We start from the raw sequence: 19581 nt of genomic DNA, 5'->3' as shown, positions 1-19581 counted from the left end.
AAATTTCTTGTTACCGCATATAAGTATCCGGGTGATTGATAAAGTTCATAAGATCGATGACTCCCACCGTAAGGAAAAACAGAGACAACGCTATGAACGAAAGTCTTATAATTTTGAAACTTACCTTTTCCGTCTTGAAGTCCCTAATCCCCTGCAATGGGAAAAATAAAATACATAATCCAATCAAAATCGTGACGATAAACACAGAATCTCCCCCTTTTGAAATCTGACTTATCTTTATTTACGGGTGACAATTCCTTCCGTTTCACCCATTAAAAAATGGATAGTTTTCTGATAACGATTAAAAAAAGACCACATCTCGATAGATGGGCCTTCCGTTTATTTGGATTTTTCTCTATGATCTTGTCCTCAATTGAAAAAAGTTGACGAAACATCAAAGGAAATGGCCGGATTCTTCGATTCGATCCTCTCTAACAGCTTCCTGCAATTCTGCATGTGGATCAAGTAGTTACGTCCATCCTTCATTTCGAAAATCAAACCGGAGTAATCTCTTCCCGGGGTGCCCATTTGAGCGGTATAATCCGGAATCCTCCCCCAGTCGATATCATAGATTTGATGGATATTTTCCACATTCATCTGAACCGCGTTCCTGCTGAAGCCATAACTGAACTCCAGGGTCTTTCCCTGAAACCGATAGCGTACAGTTATGAGTCTTGAGATCAAAATGATAATTCCAAGAAGAGCACACCCCACCAGTAGATACAGAATGATTTTTACCACCTTTCCCTCTTGCAGACTTCCTAACAACTACCCCTTTTCTGACGATAGTATAAGTAATGACTAAAGTTGATAGTGAAGGACGAGTGCCAATACGAAAATATGAAAAACCTGATCGACGATGATACACAGCCATGCTATCTCGGGATCTTTGTTGCGCATGATCGTCCGGCTCCACCAGGTTACAAACCCACGACGATCGAGGAATACGTGTGTGCCCCAGATGAAAGCGAAGCCGAGCCAACCGACATCGACTCCTCCCCAGAGACAGGCGAGGAGGACAAATAATGTATATACCGTGGAGTGTACAAGTAGCGCCGGCCACTGATCCGCCTTATGTATAGCCATCCACTTCGTCTGGAACAGATAATCACCGAACAGGTGGCCGATCAGCATATAGCTAAATGGACTCATGAAACCAGTCCTCCTTAGTTGAAATTTCCGTCCTTTTTCCTGATAATTTAGATATACTAATCATATAAGAATAATAACCTTTTGTATATATGGAAGGAGAACCTCCATGACTGCGAAACATAAGCTGACTACCATCCTTTCCTATATTGCAGGCATTTCCGGTGAAAGCGATTTGCACAAAACACTGATGCAACTTGCCAATTTAGGAAAAGACCTGGCCTCTGCCGATCGGTGCACCGTATGGATTCTCGATTCCGAAGAACAAGAACTTTGGACAACCACCGCTCATGGGGTCGAAGAATTGCGCATCCCTGCTGACAGCGGACTTGTCGGCACTTCTATCCGAACAGGAGAAGTCGTACATGTGAAAGACGCTTACCAGGATGAACGGTTCAACCCTGCAGTGGATCTATCGACCGGATATCAAACGAAAGCGATTCTGTGCGTCCCGTTCATGAATACGGATGGAGAGTACATAGGAGCATTCCAGGCCATCAACAAGCTCCCTCCTGGCGACGTTTTCAATGAAGAAGATGAGGAAATCGTTCGTCTTGCCGCATCTTACGCCGGCAACGCCCTCGATTCCAAACTTCTCCACGAAGAACTCCTCGCTACGCAGAAAGAACTTCTCGAAACGATGGGGCAAATCGGGGAGAGCCGTTCCAAGGAAACCGGCCATCATGTCAAACGTGTCGCCCTCTACTCCTACCGCCTGGCAATTCTTGCAGGTATGACGGAACAGGAGGCACGACTATTGATGTCCGCCTCCCCTATGCATGATATCGGAAAAGTCGCGATTCCCGACACTCTTCTTTTGAAACCCGGGAAGCTGACGGACGAAGAGTTCGAAAAAATGAAAGAACACACAGACATCGGTTATCACATCTTCCGCCATTCCAAACGGGAATTACTGCAAGCTGCGGCCCGTATCGCATATGAACATCATGAAAAATGGGACGGAACCGGGTATCCAAGGGGAATAAAAGGAGAAGACATCCACATTTTCGGCCGTATCACCGCCATCGCAGACGTCTTCGATGCTCTCGGCAGTGACAGGATTTATAAAAAAGCCTGGCCGGATCATAAAATTCTCGATCATTTCCGAAAACAGATCGGCCGACATTTCGACCCCCGTCTAATGACGATATTTCTCGATAATTTCGATGTCTTCCGGAAAATAAGAGATGAGTATTCATCCGCCTGAAGGAGAAGAGACCTATGAAACAGGACAACACGATCCACTATGAAGAGGAACAGACCATACAGCTGCCCGTACATATTTTGTGGGAACAACTTTCGGATTCTAACCACCTGAACCATTATATCGGTCTGTTCCCCGTACGTTTCTCCCCCTTCCGGAAAGAAGAAGGAGGGGAATTCTATCGTTCCGCCGAAGCCAAAGCTTTCTGCATAATACCTGTGGAATGGAAAGAGCAGGTCTTCTCCTGGGTACGGGATGAGTGGTATGAAGTCGAGAGAGTGTATGAAAAGGGGCCTGTGGAACGTGTCGTCTGGCAGGTTCATACGAGAGCAGAAACGGCAGAAACGAGCTTCCTGAAACTCAAAGGGACGTTCACTTATAGAAATGCCCTCGGCCGGATGATGCTGTCTCACGTTATTTTACCCAAACTGAGAGAAACCTTCGGCTATGCAGCGTCTTTCGAAGAGAATCAGAGCATGTCTCTTCCCCGTCCTCAGACCAATGCACGAATTGAAGCGGACGATAGTCTTCTTGAAACACGCATCGAAAAATTGAAGGAGGAAGAGGTCCCTACTGTTATGGCAAACCGACTCCAGGCAGACATCCTTCACCTTGATAATGAAGAAGTGAACGCCATCCGCCCTTACAGGTGGGCGAAGATTTATGGTTTCGATCGGCGGGAAACGGTACGATTATTCCTCCTGGCCACAAAGATGGGGATCCTTGAACAGCACTGGAGCATGCTATGCCCGAATTGCCGCGTTCCGAAAGCCACGGCCAGCACCTTAAAAGATGTATCCGGCCAGGTACACTGTGACTTATGTGGTGTCGACTACGACGTTGATTTCGACAGATTGATCGAAATGCAGTTCCGCCCACATGAGTCGATTCGGAAAGTAAGGCAAGACATCTACTGCCTGAACGGCCCCGTCAACGCTCCGCATATCATCGCCCAATTCCGTCTGGCACCAGGCTCCTCTGACGTGATGATTCCGGTGCCTCAGACCGACGTGCGTTTCCGGGTACTCGGGCATAACTTCACGGCCGGCATCGATACAGAGAACACGACGACCGTAGATACGACTTTGACCATTACGAGGGAAGGCTTTGACGCTGCTTTTTACACTCCAGGAACATCTCTTACGGTTCACAACCGTAACGAAGAGGAAACCGTTCTTGTGATGGAAGAAACGCAGTGGAATGAAGATGCACTGACAGCAAAAGAACTGACCTCTCTGCAACTCTTCCGTGACCTGTTCGCAACGGAAGTGCTGTCACCAGATCAGGAAATCCATATCAGCAACATGACGATCCTGTTCACGGACCTTCGGGGATCTACAAGTATGTATGAAAAGGTCGGCGACGCTCCCGCTTATGCGGATGTACGCAAGCACTTCGATTTCATACGTGACATTGTAAGAAAGCACGAAGGGAGCATCGTCAAAACTATCGGAGATTCCGTCATGGCCGCATTTTCCAAAGAGACGAACGCCTTTCATGCAGCCATGCAAATTCAGAAGGACATCGAAGACCTGCGGGAGAAGGTCCAGGAACCGCTGGAAATTAAAGTAGGTATGCACAGCGGTCCGGTCATCGCAGTGAATGCCAACGACCTGCTCGACTATTTCGGGCACACGGTGAACGTCGCCTCCCGCATTGAACAGAAAAGCCGGGGGAATGATATCGTGCTCACTTCTGATCTGTTTGAAAGTATGAAAGAAGATCTTGATGGCTGGGAGAGTGAATCCAGCGAAGAGCATCTCCGCGGGATTGAAGAAGACGTTGAGCTCGTTTATGTGAAAAGAGATACTTCTTCGAGTGAGTGATGCCCTGATAGCGTTTCGGAGATTAATGAGATGTTTTTACAAGGTATGAAGACTGAAAACATCTCATAAAGTTACGTATGCGATAGTTTTTTCATTATCCTTAAGAAAAATGGTTCATAAGCGAAGTTATGATACACTTTTTCATCATGCCTAATAATTTTTGTCGAAAAAAGCTCAAAAAAAGAACAGGGCCCGTTCCCCTGTTCTTTCTCTATGCCAGAAACTCCTTCAACGACACCTCAAGCTCGCGTGCATCTTCTATTCCCTGGCGATATAAAGTTGTGAGCTTATCCCTGTTTCTCTCTACCCGACCTACACCAGGTGAAAGAGACGGGGAAATCACGAACACATTCCCTTTCTTCTCTTCTTCACGGATATAAGAAAGCGTCTCGTTATAGACATGATGACGTCTTTCCATCGCTTTCAGTAAGCCTGGAAACTGTCGGTACTTCCTTCTCATGTACCAACCGACGGACTGAGGCTTTTTCACATAATCCCGGACCTGGGTGAGGACGACGACGTGTTTCTTGTTTCCTTTGCTTACTGACCGATCGATCGGTATCGGGGAGGCGATCCCTCCATCCATCAGCATCCGGTCCGCAAACGGAACCGCCGGCGCTACCATCGGCAGAGAGCTCGAAGCCCGCATCAATGTCAGCATATCGTCGTTGTATCCCTTTTTATCATAGAAGACGGGTTCGCCGGTCATACAGTCCGTCGTCCCTACTTCAAAATCTTCTTCTGCCGTCTCGAATGTCTGATAATCGAATGGCTCGAGGCGATTCGGTAACGTATCAAAAAGGAAGTCCATACCGAATAATTGACGCTTACGAATAAGATTGCGCAACGAGAGGTATTCAGGATGTTTCACATAATCGACGAGTACAGCACGGTTCCGGTCCATCTGTTTCGATATGTACGAGGATCCGTTACAAGCCCCTGCGGAAACTCCTACGACATACGGCAAATACATATCCGTTTCCATCAAGTGCCGCAGTACACCTGCTGTATAAATTCCACGACTGCCTCCGCCTTCGAGTACTAATCCGGTATTTTCCATAAAGCACCTCCTCTTTTCCTGTATTCCCAGTTTTCCCAAAGTTCGACGACCTGAACCTCATTCCATGACAATTTACAAAACCTTTATGAATAAAAGAAACAGGCATCAGACGGGGTCAGCCACACGGACCTGATCCCGTCCTCCATGCTTCGCCTGATACATCGCTTCATCCGCAGAATAATACACATCTTCAAAAGAATCCTCAGAGAGAACGTGGCACATGCCGATACTGACGGTCACTTCCTCTTCAATGACAGGCGATATCTTAAGACTGTCATGCTTCAGAAGATTCTGGAACTCCTCAGCTTTTCGGACAGCCTTATCAGCATCCGCTTTCATGAAAACGCCGAACTCTTCCCCTCCAAGCCGTGTGACACTATTCCCCTGTCCGCTGAACACCTTCTCGAGAAGATAGGCAGTATACTTCAGAACCTCGTCTCCTATCGCGTGCCCATAACGGTCATTGAACCCTTTGAAATGATCGATATCGATAAGGAGGAAATAAGCTTCCCCTTTATCCGGACTCTCTTTATACATTTCCAGAAAAGCTCTTCGATTCAACAATTTCGTCAGGGGATCCTTGGTCGCAAGTTCCTGAAGCTGAAGTTCCACTTCTTTTTGTGAAGTGATATCCTGCCATACCATCATCGAAACGTCATTGCCTTTATCATTCAACTTCATAACCTTCACGTCAAAGTAATACCCATTCTTTTCATAAAAGAAGTTCCTCTCCTCATTGAAAGGATCCATCAGATAAGGAACATCCTCAAAAACATGAGAGACCGATTCCTCGATAAGAGAAGAATGACGAGCGTCATAGATATTTTCAATAATGGTATAAACCGCGCGATTCGCTTCAAGAATCCTTCCATCCCTATCGAATAGAATGATGCCTTCGGAAAGATTTTCAAGGACTTCCTGGCGGGAAACCGGCCAGACAGCATTGAAATCCCTACGTTTGTTCACAATAATCAACAGAAGGGCCATCGAACCATACGATAAAGCGAAAAGTCCCGGTATCTCGATTGATAGCGCAGGGAGGACCGTTATGGAAAGAATCGGCAGAGTGATAACTAAAGCCGAGACCCAATGGGTAGCACGGTATCGCTCCGGGACCTCGAACATATTACGTAGCAGAATGAAAATGGTCAGGAGGGATAACACAAAAGGATATACTCCCAGGAAGCCATTGAGGGGGGTAGCCTGAGTAGACACCTCACTATATCCCCAGATACTTTCTATGGTGACTCCCTCTCTCATCCATCCATGAAAAGGGTTCGTGAATAATAAAGTAAGGTCGATGACCGTTGGAATGGCCATGAGGCTCAGCATACGTATCGTTTTTAATGAATCTTCCCTATATAACTCTTTCGCATATCCAAGGAGAAATATCGGAATGATAACGAGAGGAACCTGTTGGAAGTTTCGCAGCATGACCATCGTAGAACGATCATTGCTCACGAGCTCAAATACGGTCAACAATATGAAAAGACCTGCGAGCCCTGTAGACATGGCAAGCAACGTTCTGGCAAGTTTTCGTGGTGGCTTTAAAAGTGCTCCGGCAATCAGCATGGAACCGAGACCAAGCACCCATAATAAAAATGTATAGGGATCAATCCAGTTCATCCTTGCCCCTCCCCTCCAGTCACAACTAATTCTTTCGACTCATAATACCACAAAACACCGAATAGTTGGAATTTAAAGTATTTATTCAATAATCACGAAGGGCAGGTACACATTTTTTGTATAAGTTTCCTCTATACAAAAGGAAGCCGCCTGTCAAAGCAGCTTCCTTGGCATGATCATCCATTTTTCACATTTACAACTGTACGCCCTCTCACTTTACCATTCAATATATCAGACAATGTCTGCGGAAGATCCCCGAATGATATTTCATTTGAAATCTCTTCGAGTCCATACGGCTTCAGATCAGTCGCCATCCGTTTCCATAAGGTTTCTCTTAGGGGTTTCGGGCAATATACGGAATCGATCCCCAAAAGATTCACTCCTCGAAGAATGAACGGGAATACGGATGTCGGAACGTCTCCGCCACCGGTCAGACCGCTCACAGCAACGGCACCTCCATATTTCGTATTACTCAGAACAGCAGCTAACGTTTTCCCGCCTACAGGATCGACAGCACCAGCCCAACGCTGATTGCCGATGGGACGCACCTTCTCCGGTGTCACTTCTTCTCTGGAGACGATGTTCGTCGCTCCAAGACTTTTTAAGTACTCATGCTCGCTTTCTTTTCCGGTACTCGCCGTTACGTGATACCCTCTTTTCGAAAGCATGGATACGGCTACACTACCTACACCGCCGGTAGCTCCTGTTACAAGGATTTCTCCGGATTCAGGGGCAATTCCACTCTCCTCCAGCTGATGGATGGAAAGGGCTGCGGTGAACCCGGCCGTACCAAGTGTCATCGCTTCTTTCATCGAGAGACCTTCCGGCAATGGAACGACCCACTCTCCGGGAACTCTTGCATACTCGCTATAGCCTCCGTAATGGGAGACACCGATACCGTAACTGGTAGCTATGACCTTGTCCCCTTCTTTATAACGGGAATCATCGGAAGACGTAACGGTTCCTGCCAGATCGATCCCCGGTACGAATGGATAGGACTGCACAATTTTTCCGTTAGGGATAGAAGCAAGTCCGTCCTTATAGTTCACACTTGAATAGTGGACCTCGATTGTCACATCCCCTTCCGGCAGATCATCGCCGGTGAGAGACTCGAACTTTACGGTGAAATCATCGTCGGTCTTATTGACGACGAGAGCTTTGAATTCTTCAGACATTGGGATCCTCCTTTGAAATAAGCAAACTATCTTACCTTAGATAACCTGATTATAAAATTTTTAAACTGTCTGGTCAATTTAATTTGGACAGTCAGTATAATATCGAAATAAAACAGCTTTTCCTGTATACTTTTTCTTAGGAAAAAATGGAGGTATGACTATATGAATACAAAAGCGGAAGAGAAACGCAAACAGTTACTGAAAGCGGCGTTCCATGCTGCCATAGAGAAAGGATATGAATCCGTCACAATCCAGGATATTGCGGATGATGCCGGAGTGAGCAAAGGCGTCGTCAACTATTATTTCAACAATAAGGCGGATGTCTTCACGCAGTTGTTCGAGTGGATCACCACCAGCATCTATAAGAAAGAAACGGAATCCATCGATAAGCAAGACACGGCTTTAGAAAAGCTCGAAGCCTATATCAGTCAGGTTTTCATCAGCCCCGAGGAGAATAAAAACTTCTACCGGGTCTATCTGGATTTTCTCTCGCAGGTCAAAAACAATGAACGGTATAAAGTAATCAATCTTCAATTCTACGAAAACTGCTGGTCGATCGGAAGGACTATCATTCAGCAGGGGATCGAAGAAGGGACATTCGATGTATCTGATGTCGAACAGACCTCTATGAGCATGCGCGCGATGATCGACGGTAGCCTGATCCAATGGCTGATGAGAGGCGAGGACCACCTGCATGCGTATTACCGCTCTCTATGTCACGAATCCATCCTTTCCCTCCTCCAGGCAGACCACTCCATGAAAACAGAAGCTCAGAAGGGGAGATGATTCCCCCTTCTGAGCTTTTTCTTATATAGGATTCTCCATCAGTGTCATTTCATGTAACGCGCTTCCAACAATTCCCTGAGTGTCGCAATCTGTTCTTTGATCTCTTCTCCTATGTTCGTCTCCCTCACCATTTTCCGTTCCAGCTCTTTATCCACCAGGCGCCGTACCGATAGGACATCGATCCCTTCTTTCAACACTTCCTCTTTTGAGCTGAACTTCTGATGAGCAACGAGCTGCATACCGAACGAGTTGAACAACAGTGTATATCCCGCGATTCCGGTCGTCGACTGATACGCTTTCGAGAAGCCGCCGTCGATGACCACCATCTTGCCGCCGGCTTTCACCGGATTCTCCCCTTCGATTTCTTTCACCGGCGTATGACCGTTGATGATATGGCCCTGAGCCGGATCGAGTCCGAAATCCTCTAGCATCTTCCGGCAGACATCCTCATTCTCTCTTAAGTAGTAATAGGGGTTCTTCTCTTCTTTATGAGTACTCTTGTCTTTGATGAAATAACGCTCAAACGTTGTCATCTCGCGCTTCCCGAACAACGAGGAATACTCCCCGGTCCACAGATACCACACCATATCCGTTGCGAGATCTTCAGTCATCTCAGGGTGTGCAAAGCTGTATCTCAGCTTCTCCTCGAATAGATCCAGAAGTTCACGCCCCCCGCGTGTCTCCCCTTCGATTGTCATCGTTTCCATATTTCCGTCTTTATCGAGCGGAATGCAGCCATGGATCAGCAGGTTCCCATTATATTTAAGGTAAAGATTCCCTTTCTTCATAAGGAACTTCATATGACGCGTCAGCTTCTCCGAATGCTGGATGGAGAATAACAACTTATCGATCACCTGCTGCTCTTCTTCCAAAAGCCGGGCCGGGTCTTCCGGATCCACGGTCTGGAAACATCCATTCTCAAGCGGATGCGTTTCCCCTTTGATCGTCACTTCTTTACGATCATAGTCCACCTTTTCAAGCAAAAGTCTGCCCTCCATGTTGAAGCAGTCACGGCGCTTGATGATCGGACTCTCGAGCTTGAACTGGATCATCGCAATCGCCTGGTGGATCTTTGTAATCTGCAGTTTCTCCTGCTCCGTGAGGCGTTCGTCGCCCTGAAGTTTCGGACGAAATGCCGGGTTATCCTCATAATACTTCTCCGCGAGGTTAAGAAGCGGGCGCAGATTGATCCCATACGCGTCTTCGATGATGTCTAGGTTGGCATAGCGGGCACAGATCCTCAAGATATTAGCCAGGCACACTTTCGATCCGGCATACGCCCCGAGCCACAATACATCGTGATTGCCCCACTGGATATCAAGAGAATGATAGTCTATGAGCGTATCCATGATTTTGTCCGGTTCCGGGCCCCGATCGTAAATATCTCCGACGACATGAAGGTGATCGACGACGAGACGCTGAATCGTATAGGCGAGTCCGGAAATCAGTTTATCCGCCTGACGCAGACTGATGATCTGTTCCGTGATGCTGGAGTAATAGTCGGTCTTATTTGTATATTTATCGGTTTTATATAAAAGCTCTTCTATGAGGAAAACGAACTGCGACGGCAATGCCTTCCTCAATTTCGTCCGTGTATATTTGGAAGAAGCGTATGGAATCAGCTGTAGCATACGTTCGATGATCGTCTTATACCATTCATTCAGTTCTTCATCACTCGTGAAGTTACTTTTGATCAGTTTCAGCTTCTCTTCCGGGTAATAGATGAGTGTCGCGAATTCACTGATTTCATCTTCGGTGAGTTCGTTCTTGAAAATATCACTGATCTTCTCTTTCACTTTCCCCGAGCCGTTCCTGAGTACGTGCTGGAACGCCTGATATTCCCCGTGCAAGTCACTCACGAAGTGTTCCGTTCCCTTTGGCAGGTTCAGAATCGCTTCCAGATTAATGATTTCTGTAACGACTTTCTCTTCACTATCGTACTTTTCCGCCAGTAAATCCAGGTGTTTCTTATTCACTGATGAGCCCTCCTGACTATGTGTGCAACTTATTAGTAAAACATATTTTATAATAGAATAACACATTCGCACAAAGACAGGGCGGTTATTTTTCAGAAAAATCGCTTGATTTCAACAATAAACGCATCCATTTCTAAGAAAGCGCATTCATGGTAAAATTAGTGAGGTTTGAAGAGGGAACTCATACATAAGGAGAGAATTCACATGAACAGAATATTGAAAATAGCCAGCGCCTTCATCGGCATCATCGTCGGTGCCGGCTTCGCATCCGGCCAGGAAATCCTGCAGTATTTCACAAGTTACGGCTATGCCGGGACCATCGGCGCCATTGTAGCCACAGCCATCTTCGCCTACATGGGTATGATGCTTACCAGACTAGGGACACGCATGAAAGCCACCTCCCACAAAGAGGCTATCTATACCGTGAGTGGATACAAGTGGCTCGGGTTCATCGTCGATTGCGTCATCATCTTCACCCTGTTCGGGGTCGGTGTCGTTATGATTGCCGGAGCAGGATCCATCCCGAGCCAGCAATTCGGACTCCCGCCTGTCTTCGGAATTATACTGATGAGCGTACTAGTCGTCGCTACCATTCTATTGAATGTGGAAAAGGTCGTGAATATCATCGGAAGTATCACTCCGTTTCTGATTGGATCCGTGCTTCTTATCGCAGCCTACAGCGTTGCGACGATGGACACATCCCTCAGCGAACTGGATGCTACGGCTAAAGCGCAGGATTCCGTTGTAAATGGATCTTTCCTGCTTTTACCCGGATGGCTTTTGTCCGCGATCAATTATGTATCATTCAACATCGCCGTCGGGGCTTCCATGGCTTTATTGATGGGAGGAACGGAGAAAGATGAGCACATCTCCTCTATCGGAGGGCTGCTCGGTGGCCTTTCGCTCGGACTGATGATTGTCCTGTCCCACCTCGCCATCTTTTCACAGGTGGACGTCGTAGCCAGTGTCGATATGCCGATGTTGAAGCTCGTAGCCGACATTTCACCAGGGCTTGGTCTATTGTTCTCGCTTGTCTTGTTCGGGATGATCTTCAACACGGCGGTCAGCATGTTCTTCTCACTCGCGGCACGCTTCACCACATTCGGGACGAAGCAGCACAAGCAGTTCGTGTTCATCATCGGAGCGGTCGCGCTCGGTCTCAGTTTCGTAGGGTTCACCGATCTCGTTTCCATCTTCTATCCGCTGATCGGGTACATGGGGCTGTTTCTGATTTTCGCACTGATCACGGCTCCATTCCGATTGAAGAAAGACAAAGCTTCCTCAAGCGAACAACGCTCTGCATAACAAACGCCCTGTATGCGTCCATTACCCGGACGCATACAGGGCGTTTTTATATTTGTAACTATTCCGATTCCTTCTCCATCGCTTTCTTTACCCGTTCTTTCGGATCCCAGCAGTTGAACTGATAGGTCGGCTTCGTATCAAAACCGAGCCTTTCACAATAAATACGTTTGCTTCGATTCTCCTGGACCTCGATACGGAAGTGTTTACACGTAGCGCAGCAATGATAACGATTAGTCATCGGAAAATCCCCACCCTTTTGCATGGTCGATCAAAGGATCCATACCTTCGGGGAACGAAGGATAAACCGACGGGTGAAGGATGTTCGCAATTTTGACCAGCCCGAGCAACAACCTTGGGGACGGTCTGCAGAATAACGGCTCTTCCAGCACATGCAGATTCCCGTTATTCAGAGATCTCATTTCTTCCGCGCGGTCCCGGCGATAGATAACCTTGGTGTTCACCTTTTCATGCTCGACCCCTACCCAAACGACGCAGAAGACATCCGGGTCCCTCTCTCTGACATCGTCCCAATCGGTCTCTACACTTGCCTTTTGCTGATCCTCGAAAATGTTACTACCGCCGGAAAGCTCGCTGATTTCAGTGAGCCAGTTCTCCGCTCCAGGCGTGAATATCGGTTTCGGCCACCATTCCCAGTATACAGTCTTCGGTTGTTCGACTTGTGTGGACAGTCGCTGATAATAACCGAGGATGGAGTCGTACTTCTTTTTCAGCTTCAGGGCTTTCTCTTTCGTACCCGTCGCTTCTCCGACAAACAGCAGGCATTCCCCGACTTCCGTCAATGTAGTGGGGTTCGGAACGATCACGTAGGGAATCTCTCTGTTTTCAAGTTCTTCAATGTTCTTCTCCATACCCGGCACCGTGAGAGAAGCCAGAACCAGATCGGGTTGCAGTTCTTCCACCTTGTCCATGTCGATGCTTAAATCCGGACCTAGCCTCGGTAAGCCCAGAACTTCTTCCGGCCAATCAGAATAATTGTCCACTCCTACAAGCGACTCTTTCAGACCGAGATATACCGAGAGTTCGGTATTGCTGGGACAAATCGATATCAGCCTCATCGAATACCACCCTTCCTGAGGGAAAATTTCGCTTTCATCAATCAGCATTTCTTCTACTGACTTTTAACTGCAAGTTCTGCAACGTATGTATGCTCTCTACACACTTTCTTATTTTTATGCCTTTTCATCTATACTATCACATAGAAAAAAATCCCTGTCCTATAACGACAGGGATTTCTAAAGGTAAAGGCCTCACACGACCAGACGAATACGATTCCCGGATGGGTCTTCCGTCACAAAAGCGTCCTCTTCCTGGACAACTTCCGCTCCGAGACCTTCTACGCGACTGATCGTGTTCTTCCTCGTTTCTTCATCAGGAAGAACGATGGTATATGATTCGAGACCCGGGCTTTCCGGCGAAGTAGCAGGTACGCCGACTCCCGCCCACGTGTTCAAACCTATGTGATGATGGTAATCTCCGTCAGAAATGAAGAGAGCCTGCGCTCCAAACCGATTCACGACGTCGAACCCGAGACCTTCGATATAAAATTTCTCTGCTTCCTGTAAATCGGAAACGTGCAGATGGATATGCCCCATAATCGTTTCTTCAGGCAAACCGTTCCATGATTTCGCTTCTTCTCCTCCGGCCGCAATCAGCTGCTCGAAATCCAGGGGATCGACCGTCATAGTCACCTGGTCTCCATTCCACGTCCATTCTGAAGGATCGCGGTCTATATAAATCTCGATCCCGTTCCCGTCCGGGTCGTTCAAATACAGCGCCTCACTTACGAGGTGATCGGAAGACCCGATCGGTATCCTTTTTTCAGCGGAATGACGCACTACCGACGCAAGATCCGACTTCTCAGGAAGAAGAATCGCGAAATGATAAAGCCCGGCTCTTCCCCGCTGTTTAGGAACAGGATTCTCGATTTCCTCGAGAGACAAAATGGAAGTCTTTCCGTCTGCCGTCAAATCGGCTCTACCGTCCTTTCGCTCAAGAACATTCAAACCGATGACTTCCCTATAAAACTGAAGCGACTTCTCTAAATCGGCTACTCTTATCGTTACGTCTTTGACGAAAGTGACCGGCTTTTGGTGAAATGACATGTTGATTCTCTCCTTTTTTCTTATATTCAGGATGCTTTTTCAAGCGTTTTATCGCGATCTGAAGTGAATAGAGTTTCTCCCAAAGCGAAACCTTTATTTCCTGCCAGGGCTGTGTAGATAGACATTCCAAGTAATGCCAAATCCAGCTCATACCCTCCGAGAAAACCGGCAGAGCGTTTTGCAGTAAGTATAGCACCAACCATGATTATGGCGAACAACGTTCCGATCACTTTCGTTCCGATACCAAGAATCAGCACGATTCCACCTATAAGTTCAATGAATGCGACCACATATGCGAGAAATCCAGGAACCCCGACACTATCGAAAAATCCTGCCGTGTTGCCAAGTCCTCCCTGAAATTTGTCCAACCCGTGCATGAAAAAGATGATCCCCAAGATGACTCGTACAATAAGACTTCCTGTTTCTTCTTTGTTCATTTTAATTTCCCCTTCCAGTTTTTATTAAGTTACTTTTCGTAAGTAAGTGTATATTAATAAATTGATTATGTCAACGAACTAAGTTGTATTACATAATCTTTTTACTAATCAAACACGTGTGATAAAATAAGCTCAGGAGTGATGAATCATGGATACATCTAAAATCTGTCCGAAATTTGAAAAAGCTATGAGCATATTAAGCAAACGATGGACCGGTCTCGTCATATATCAACTGATGGAAGGACCCCAGCGCTTCTGCACGATCGAATCTTCGGTCGGCATCAGCGGAAGACTCCTCTCTGATCGTCTGAAGCACTTGGAGAATGAAGGGATAGTAAAACGTGAAGTGTTCCCGGAGACTCCCGTCCGTATCGAGTATTCGCTTACGGAGAAAGGGAAAGATATGGAGCCTCTCATGAAGGAGCTCGAGTCCTGGTCGGGTGAATGGATCAAGGAAGAAGAAACGGTGGAGAATTGAATAATGTATAGAAGGAACCCCCGGTTTGCATTAAAGCCAGGGGTTCCTGTTTACAACAATAAGAAAAAGTACATACCATGATATTTTTGATGCCTAAATCGTCACCTCATAGTTCAAGCTCCTCCTATCTCTCATTACGAAAACCCTTCATCAAGGAGTGACTAAAATGCAGAATGAACTGATATTCGAAAAGCGAACCTTTACTGATAATGAACTTAGTAAGATACATACCATCTACTTGAATAACTACCCTGTCGTCTATCTTCTTTTGAATAAGAAGAAATCCATCGCTTATATCGGTCAAACCGCTCAAGCACGACGACGATTGAAAACCCACCTTGCTTCCCCTGAGAGAAACCTTCATAACGAGACGGTTCTCATAGGTCATAACAAACTCAACCAATCTGCAACGTATAACATCGAGACGAAGTTGATCAACTACTTCATCGCTGATAATAAATACAAACTTCAAAACGTCAGTCAAACAAGGGCAGAAAAAATGCATGACTATTACCAAAAGGACATGTATAACAATGAAATTTTCAACGACATATGGGAGAAATTAAGAGAAGAGCAGATTGCTGAACAGACAATAGAACATCTGCAAAATAAAGATATTTACAAGCTTTCTCCCTACAAAGAACTCTCCGAGCAACAATTGGATGTAAAAGAAGAAATCATTGATTTCTGCCAAAAGAAAATGGATCAAGAAGGGCATCATGTCTTCATCGTCGAAGGAGAAGCCGGCAGCGGCAAAAGCGTATTATTGAGCTCTTTGTTCAATACGATTCAAGACCTATCCAAAGAACCTTCTTCTTCCCTACATAATTCTGATAACTATGTGCTTGTAAACCATAGTGAAATGTTGAAAACCTATAAACATATCGCTTTCAGTCTCCCGAATTTGAAGAAGAAACAATTCGTCAAACCTACCTCTTTCATCAATCAAATGGATAAGTATGAACAAAAGGCGGATATTACCCTGGTAGACGAAGCTCATCTGCTATTGACGAAGGAAGATTCATATAATAATTTCCGCTATGATAATCAATTGGATGAAATCATCAAACGTAGCAACATAACAGTCGTGATTTTCGATTCGAAACAAGTCCTTAAGCTGAAAAGTTATTGGAACAACCAGCTACTCAATGAAATCACGAAGAATTATAATGCCGAGACTTTCACATTGACCGATCAATTCCGGATGAACGCTTCCGAAGACATCGTAGATTGGGTTGATCACTTTGTGAATAAGCGATTGCTTCCTGTTCCCACCCAAAAGGAAGAGAACTTTGAACTTAAGATCTTTGAGGATCCTGAAGTCTTCAAAAAAGCGATCTTCGAAAAGAATGAAAGATATGGCCTCTCACGGATCGTCTCGACCTTTGATTATCTACACAAAAAAGATGGTCAGACCTATTACGTAGATGAAGACGGAATCAACATGCCATGGAACGTCACCCATGAGAACACGACGTGGGCGGAAGAAGCGGATACGATTCATGAAGTAGGCTCTATCTATACCGTGCAGGGGTTCGATCTGAATTACGTAGGAGTCGTTCTCGGCCCCTCCGTAACGTACGACCCCGACAAAGATTCACTCGTGATCAAACCGGAAAAATATAAAGATAAAGGAGCTTTCGCTTCACGAAAAGATAAAACGGAAGCGGAAAACGAGGCACTCAAAGAAAAAGTGATCCTGAACTCTATCAATGTGTTGATGAAGCGAGGGATGAGAGGGTTATACATCTATGCTACTGAACCGGAATTGAGAGAAAAGTTAATAGAACTCTATAATAAAGAGCTTAAGTAGACCTTTAACCCTCATCCTTCCTTAAATAATGCAGAAATAACTATTTACAAGTATTCAACCACCTTATATAGTAATAGTTCGTACTATACTAATTTATTAGCTTTTCGCATTAATATATAGGAGATGGTGAGAATGGCTGCTGCTTTGGCAACCGGACTGTTGAGTGGAATATGGACGTATATCGCCCCGTTTTTTGGAATGTTGATCTGGGCCGGCTTTGCCGGGTGTACAACCTTTTTTGCTGTGGGAACAGGTAGGTTCAGAGCTTTGGCTACAGCATCAATCACCAATATTACCGGAGTGGCTTGTGGGATGATGATTCTCCTACTTTCTACAACCACCGAATTCTCCGGAGGGATGGCGATTTTCAGTGGAATCGTGACCACAGTTATGGTGTTGCTCGGTACCGTAAAGCCGACGAATTATACGCCGGGAATTTTTGTAGGAGCTTTTTCCACATTCGCTTCAGGAGGAGATTGGTTGATTGTAGCTATTTCCCTATTAGCTGGAGTATTGCTTGGATTTTTCAGTGCGGAGCTCGGAATGCAGTTCTCGAAGCTGCACCATAAATTCGCTCCCAAGCGCTTTAATAAGGCGCAGAAAACTTTTATTGAGGGCGAAGAAAATAATACGGAGATTGTAAAATGAAGAAGGTAGACTTTGGATAATCAAAGTCTACCTTCTTTTCATTATGATAAGAAACGGCTCAGACGCTATGGTTCAAACGTTTCGATTGCTCACCTTCTTATCCAGCTTATGCTTCAGTCATCCTACAACAATAGGAGTGGTATAATAAAGATACCAGTTATTGAGAGGAGTGATAGAGTATGACCAAACACAAAATCTATACTATGAGTGTTTCAAAAGTCTATCCCCACTATGTCACAAAAGCGGAAAAGAAAGACCGGACCAAAGAAGAAGTCGACGAAATCATCCGCTGGCTGACCGGCTACAGCCAGGAAGAATTGGATGCCCACCTGGAACAGGGAACAGACTTCGAGACCTTCTTCGCTGCGGCCCCTGAACTGAACCCTTCCCGAAAAGAAATCAAAGGCGTCATCTGCGGGGTGCGCGTAGAAGAAATCGAAGAACCGACGATGCAGGAAATCCGTTACCTGGATAAGCTGATCGATGAATTGGCAAAAGGAAAAGCTATGGAAAAAATTCTACGTTAGAATAAAACATAGAGAGAGCCCCAGTATCAGTCCCCGGGGCTCTCTTTCAATTAAGATCCATTGCGTACACTCTCAAAAGGCAACTCTTTCTCACACTCATCTGCAAGCTTCTTGCATGTCTCATAGAAACGCTCGAAATCGAGTTCATGCATTTCTTCTATATTCGTGGACTCGATGATGTATTCCGCGAAGCGCCACGTATCCTCTTTGATCTGACCGTGGTGGACGATGGCTATTTTGTATAACGCCTCCAGCACCGCGTCCATGACGGTGAGGTCCTTCTTCCCGTATAAACGAACCTGATAAAAACTTTTATAGAGGTAATCCCGGAACTTTTTCGGTTCCATCATGAAACGCAGGTTCTCGTCATCGTCTGCGTAATAGCGGATCGGCTCATACACCGAAGCCAGGTCAGCAAGGAGCGATCCGATCCGGTTGATGCAGTTCACGGCGGTATGAGGGTCGTTGATCCCCGTAGAAATGGCCTTCACGGCAATTTCCACCAGTTTCTGAATCGAGAATTCGATGTCCTGCACATCGGTCCGTTCATTGCCGATAACAATGTAATTCGTGCAAGCTTCCAAACCTTCGTTCTCTTCGCCTTGTTCCTTTTTCCAGTAGTAAAAGACAGGCGCACCTTTTTGGATATAATCCCCCATCTGAAACGCAGCGACAAGTAGAATGTCATGCTTTTTGGCGAAGGCCAGGAGCCCTTCCGTCCTGATGCCCTGCAGATATCCCGATTGCTTCGCTTTGACCGCATAAGGCGTGTAAGTTTGCCATTCATGAATTTCTTTCTCATCCCATTCTGTGGCTTCCGTATAGTTTTTCTCCTGGAACGTGTTTTCAATAAGCGTAGAGGCGTCGGTCCGGATTTTTCCGATAAGATTGTTCACCTGTACGAACCGGGAAGAGTGGTGGATAAACAGGATAAAGAAACCGAGACTTATGATTGCTACGATCACTGTCAGAAAAGGAGCGATGAACTGTTTCTGATCCCCGCTTCCGAGTAATAACAGGTTCATCAGTGTGAAAACGAACCCGTAAGAGAAGACACCGAGCACGTGCTTCGTAATCTTACTCTTCATAAAGTCCTGCAACGTACGAGGAGAGAATTGTGTCGTATACGTGGTCAGGACGACCATAATGGTAGAGAAACTGATCGTCGTCATCGTAAGGATCGAAGTGATCAGGGACCCGTACATCGTCTGTGCCACGCTTTTCTCCATAAAGAAGAAGGAAGGCATATGGTCCTGGATGAGAGGTACGACTAGCGTATCCAACCCATTTACGATACTCACCACTACCAGGGCCAGTAAGCTGTAGACCGCCGGGAGGAACCAGAAGCTATCCCGCATCCGCACCCCTAATTGTGTTTTGTTCAACTTCCTCACTCCTTTTCTGTCTAAGTATGTACAGTATATCATTCAATTGTCGAAAAGATTTCA

The 19581-nt window shown here is 46.1% G+C and carries 19 protein-coding genes; 8 read left to right on the top strand and 11 right to left on the bottom strand.

Translation table 11 applies throughout. The features are described from left to right. Nucleotides 1–369: 369 nt before the first annotated feature. Together BLQ44_RS12025 and BLQ44_RS12020 are read right to left on the bottom strand one after the other, a co-directional pair. Entirely contained in the window at nt 370–741 is a 372-nt protein-coding gene (locus BLQ44_RS12025) for a hypothetical protein (RefSeq protein ID WP_093194139.1), read from the bottom strand. Nucleotides 742–801: 60 nt separating this feature from the next. Next, nucleotides 802–1152, bottom strand: coding sequence for a DUF3307 domain-containing protein (locus BLQ44_RS12020; protein ID WP_093194138.1), 351 nt, complete (start codon nt 1150–1152; stop codon nt 802–804). A 106-nt stretch (nt 1153–1258) separates the two neighbouring features. Here BLQ44_RS12020 and BLQ44_RS12015 point away from each other — a divergent pair, with 106 nt between their 5' ends. Beyond that, nucleotides 1259–2356, top strand: coding sequence for an HD domain-containing phosphohydrolase (locus BLQ44_RS12015; protein ID WP_093194137.1), 1098 nt, complete (start codon nt 1259–1261; stop codon nt 2354–2356). Between the two features lie 14 nt (nt 2357–2370). Then, the gene (locus BLQ44_RS12010) at nt 2371–4179 is read left to right on the top strand and encodes an adenylate/guanylate cyclase domain-containing protein (RefSeq protein WP_093194136.1); all 1809 of its coding nucleotides are present in this window, start codon (nt 2371–2373) and stop codon (nt 4177–4179) included. Between the two features lie 211 nt (nt 4180–4390). Here the strand turns inward: BLQ44_RS12010 and BLQ44_RS12005 are convergent, their stop codons facing one another. The 3 genes from BLQ44_RS12005 to BLQ44_RS11995 form a co-directional block, all read right to left on the bottom strand. Further along, complete coding sequence (locus BLQ44_RS12005; protein WP_093194135.1) at nt 4391–5239, bottom strand: patatin-like phospholipase family protein; 849 nt, start codon at nt 5237–5239, stop codon at nt 4391–4393. 105 nt (nt 5240–5344) lie between these two features. Then, nucleotides 5345–6865, bottom strand: a complete 1521-nt coding sequence (locus BLQ44_RS12000) for a sensor domain-containing diguanylate cyclase (protein WP_093194134.1) — start codon at nt 6863–6865, stop codon at nt 5345–5347. Nucleotides 6866–7041: 176 nt separating this feature from the next. Then, on the bottom strand, nt 7042–8040 hold the full coding sequence (locus BLQ44_RS11995) for an NADPH:quinone oxidoreductase family protein (RefSeq protein WP_093194133.1): 999 nt from the start codon (nt 8038–8040) through the stop codon (nt 7042–7044). A 162-nt stretch (nt 8041–8202) separates the two neighbouring features. Here BLQ44_RS11995 and BLQ44_RS11990 point away from each other — a divergent pair, with 162 nt between their 5' ends. Further along, nucleotides 8203–8826 carry a TetR/AcrR family transcriptional regulator gene (locus BLQ44_RS11990; protein ID WP_093194132.1) on the top strand — a complete coding sequence of 208 codons (624 nt, stop codon included), beginning with the start codon at nt 8203–8205 and terminating at the stop codon, nt 8824–8826. A 44-nt stretch (nt 8827–8870) separates the two neighbouring features. Here the strand turns inward: BLQ44_RS11990 and BLQ44_RS11985 are convergent, their stop codons facing one another. Beyond that, complete coding sequence (locus tag BLQ44_RS11985) at nt 8871–10802, bottom strand: fructose-1,6-bisphosphatase (protein WP_093194131.1); 1932 nt, start codon at nt 10800–10802, stop codon at nt 8871–8873. A 204-nt stretch (nt 10803–11006) separates the two neighbouring features. Between BLQ44_RS11985 and BLQ44_RS11980 the strand changes: the two genes are divergently transcribed. Next, the gene (locus tag BLQ44_RS11980) at nt 11007–12107 is read left to right on the top strand and encodes a YkvI family membrane protein (protein ID WP_093194130.1); all 1101 of its coding nucleotides are present in this window, start codon (nt 11007–11009) and stop codon (nt 12105–12107) included. Nucleotides 12108–12165: 58 nt separating this feature from the next. Here the strand turns inward: BLQ44_RS11980 and BLQ44_RS11975 are convergent, their stop codons facing one another. From BLQ44_RS11975 to BLQ44_RS11960, 4 genes are all read right to left on the bottom strand, one after another. Next, complete coding sequence (locus tag BLQ44_RS11975) at nt 12166–12345, bottom strand: hypothetical protein (RefSeq protein ID WP_093194129.1); 180 nt, start codon at nt 12343–12345, stop codon at nt 12166–12168. After that, the gene (locus BLQ44_RS11970; RefSeq protein ID WP_093194170.1) at nt 12338–13183 is read right to left on the bottom strand and encodes a cobalamin-binding protein; all 846 of its coding nucleotides are present in this window, start codon (nt 13181–13183) and stop codon (nt 12338–12340) included. Before BLQ44_RS11970 ends, BLQ44_RS11975 begins: the two co-directional genes overlap by 8 nt. Before the next feature lie 192 nt (nt 13184–13375). Beyond that, complete coding sequence (locus BLQ44_RS11965; RefSeq protein ID WP_093194128.1) at nt 13376–14230, bottom strand: VOC family protein; 855 nt, start codon at nt 14228–14230, stop codon at nt 13376–13378. A gap of 26 nt (nt 14231–14256) precedes the next feature. Further along, nucleotides 14257–14667, bottom strand: a complete 411-nt coding sequence (locus BLQ44_RS11960) for a DoxX family protein (RefSeq protein WP_093194127.1) — start codon at nt 14665–14667, stop codon at nt 14257–14259. A 148-nt stretch (nt 14668–14815) separates the two neighbouring features. Between BLQ44_RS11960 and BLQ44_RS11955 the strand changes: the two genes are divergently transcribed. The 4 genes from BLQ44_RS11955 to BLQ44_RS11940 all read left to right on the top strand — a co-directional run bounded on the left by BLQ44_RS11955 (nt 14816) and on the right by BLQ44_RS11940 (nt 18133). After that, complete coding sequence (locus BLQ44_RS11955) at nt 14816–15145, top strand: winged helix-turn-helix transcriptional regulator (RefSeq protein ID WP_093194126.1); 330 nt, start codon at nt 14816–14818, stop codon at nt 15143–15145. A gap of 166 nt (nt 15146–15311) precedes the next feature. After that, the gene (locus tag BLQ44_RS11950; protein ID WP_093194125.1) at nt 15312–16958 is read left to right on the top strand and encodes a DUF2075 domain-containing protein; all 1647 of its coding nucleotides are present in this window, start codon (nt 15312–15314) and stop codon (nt 16956–16958) included. Between the two features lie 132 nt (nt 16959–17090). Continuing rightward, nucleotides 17091–17606 carry a DUF1097 domain-containing protein gene (locus BLQ44_RS11945; protein ID WP_093194124.1) on the top strand — a complete coding sequence of 172 codons (516 nt, stop codon included), beginning with the start codon at nt 17091–17093 and terminating at the stop codon, nt 17604–17606. A 179-nt stretch (nt 17607–17785) separates the two neighbouring features. Continuing rightward, complete coding sequence (locus BLQ44_RS11940; protein ID WP_093194123.1) at nt 17786–18133, top strand: DUF2200 domain-containing protein; 348 nt, start codon at nt 17786–17788, stop codon at nt 18131–18133. A 50-nt stretch (nt 18134–18183) separates the two neighbouring features. On the opposite strand, the gene BLQ44_RS11935 is transcribed toward BLQ44_RS11940, so the two are convergent. Continuing rightward, nucleotides 18184–19518 (bottom strand): DUF2254 domain-containing protein, encoded by a 1335-nt coding sequence (locus BLQ44_RS11935; protein WP_093194122.1) that lies wholly within the window; start codon nt 19516–19518, stop codon nt 18184–18186. Nucleotides 19519–19581 lie beyond the last annotated feature (63 nt).

This window comes from Salimicrobium halophilum, from assembly GCF_900100295.1.
Lineage (GTDB): Bacteria > Bacillota > Bacilli > Bacillales > Halobacillaceae > Salimicrobium > Salimicrobium halophilum.
The sequence above is the reverse complement of the archived record's forward strand: the minus strand, read 5'-3'. Positions and strand labels throughout refer to the sequence as shown.

Coding starts and splice junctions, on each gene's coding strand:
- BLQ44_RS12020 (WP_093194138.1), bottom strand. CDS start 1,152: ATGAGTCCATTTAGCTATATGCTGATCGGCCACCTGTTCGGTGATTAT.
- BLQ44_RS12015 (WP_093194137.1), top strand. CDS start 1,259: ATGACTGCGAAACATAAGCTGACTACCATCCTTTCCTATATTGCAGGC.
- BLQ44_RS12010 (WP_093194136.1), top strand. CDS start 2,371: ATGAAACAGGACAACACGATCCACTATGAAGAGGAACAGACCATACAG.
- BLQ44_RS12005 (WP_093194135.1), bottom strand. CDS start 5,239: ATGGAAAATACCGGATTAGTACTCGAAGGCGGAGGCAGTCGTGGAATT.
- BLQ44_RS12000 (WP_093194134.1), bottom strand. CDS start 6,865: ATGAACTGGATTGATCCCTATACATTTTTATTATGGGTGCTTGGTCTC.
- BLQ44_RS11995 (WP_093194133.1), bottom strand. CDS start 8,040: ATGTCTGAAGAATTCAAAGCTCTCGTCGTCAATAAGACCGACGATGAT.
- BLQ44_RS11990 (WP_093194132.1), top strand. CDS start 8,203: ATGAATACAAAAGCGGAAGAGAAACGCAAACAGTTACTGAAAGCGGCG.
- BLQ44_RS11980 (WP_093194130.1), top strand. CDS start 11,007: ATGAACAGAATATTGAAAATAGCCAGCGCCTTCATCGGCATCATCGTC.
- BLQ44_RS11975 (WP_093194129.1), bottom strand. CDS start 12,345: ATGACTAATCGTTATCATTGCTGCGCTACGTGTAAACACTTCCGTATC.
- BLQ44_RS11970 (WP_093194170.1), bottom strand. CDS start 13,183: ATGAGGCTGATATCGATTTGTCCCAGCAATACCGAACTCTCGGTATAT.
- BLQ44_RS11965 (WP_093194128.1), bottom strand. CDS start 14,230: ATGTCATTTCACCAAAAGCCGGTCACTTTCGTCAAAGACGTAACGATA.
- BLQ44_RS11960 (WP_093194127.1), bottom strand. CDS start 14,667: ATGAACAAAGAAGAAACAGGAAGTCTTATTGTACGAGTCATCTTGGGG.
- BLQ44_RS11955 (WP_093194126.1), top strand. CDS start 14,816: ATGGATACATCTAAAATCTGTCCGAAATTTGAAAAAGCTATGAGCATA.
- BLQ44_RS11950 (WP_093194125.1), top strand. CDS start 15,312: ATGCAGAATGAACTGATATTCGAAAAGCGAACCTTTACTGATAATGAA.
- BLQ44_RS11945 (WP_093194124.1), top strand. CDS start 17,091: ATGGCTGCTGCTTTGGCAACCGGACTGTTGAGTGGAATATGGACGTAT.
- BLQ44_RS11940 (WP_093194123.1), top strand. CDS start 17,786: ATGACCAAACACAAAATCTATACTATGAGTGTTTCAAAAGTCTATCCC.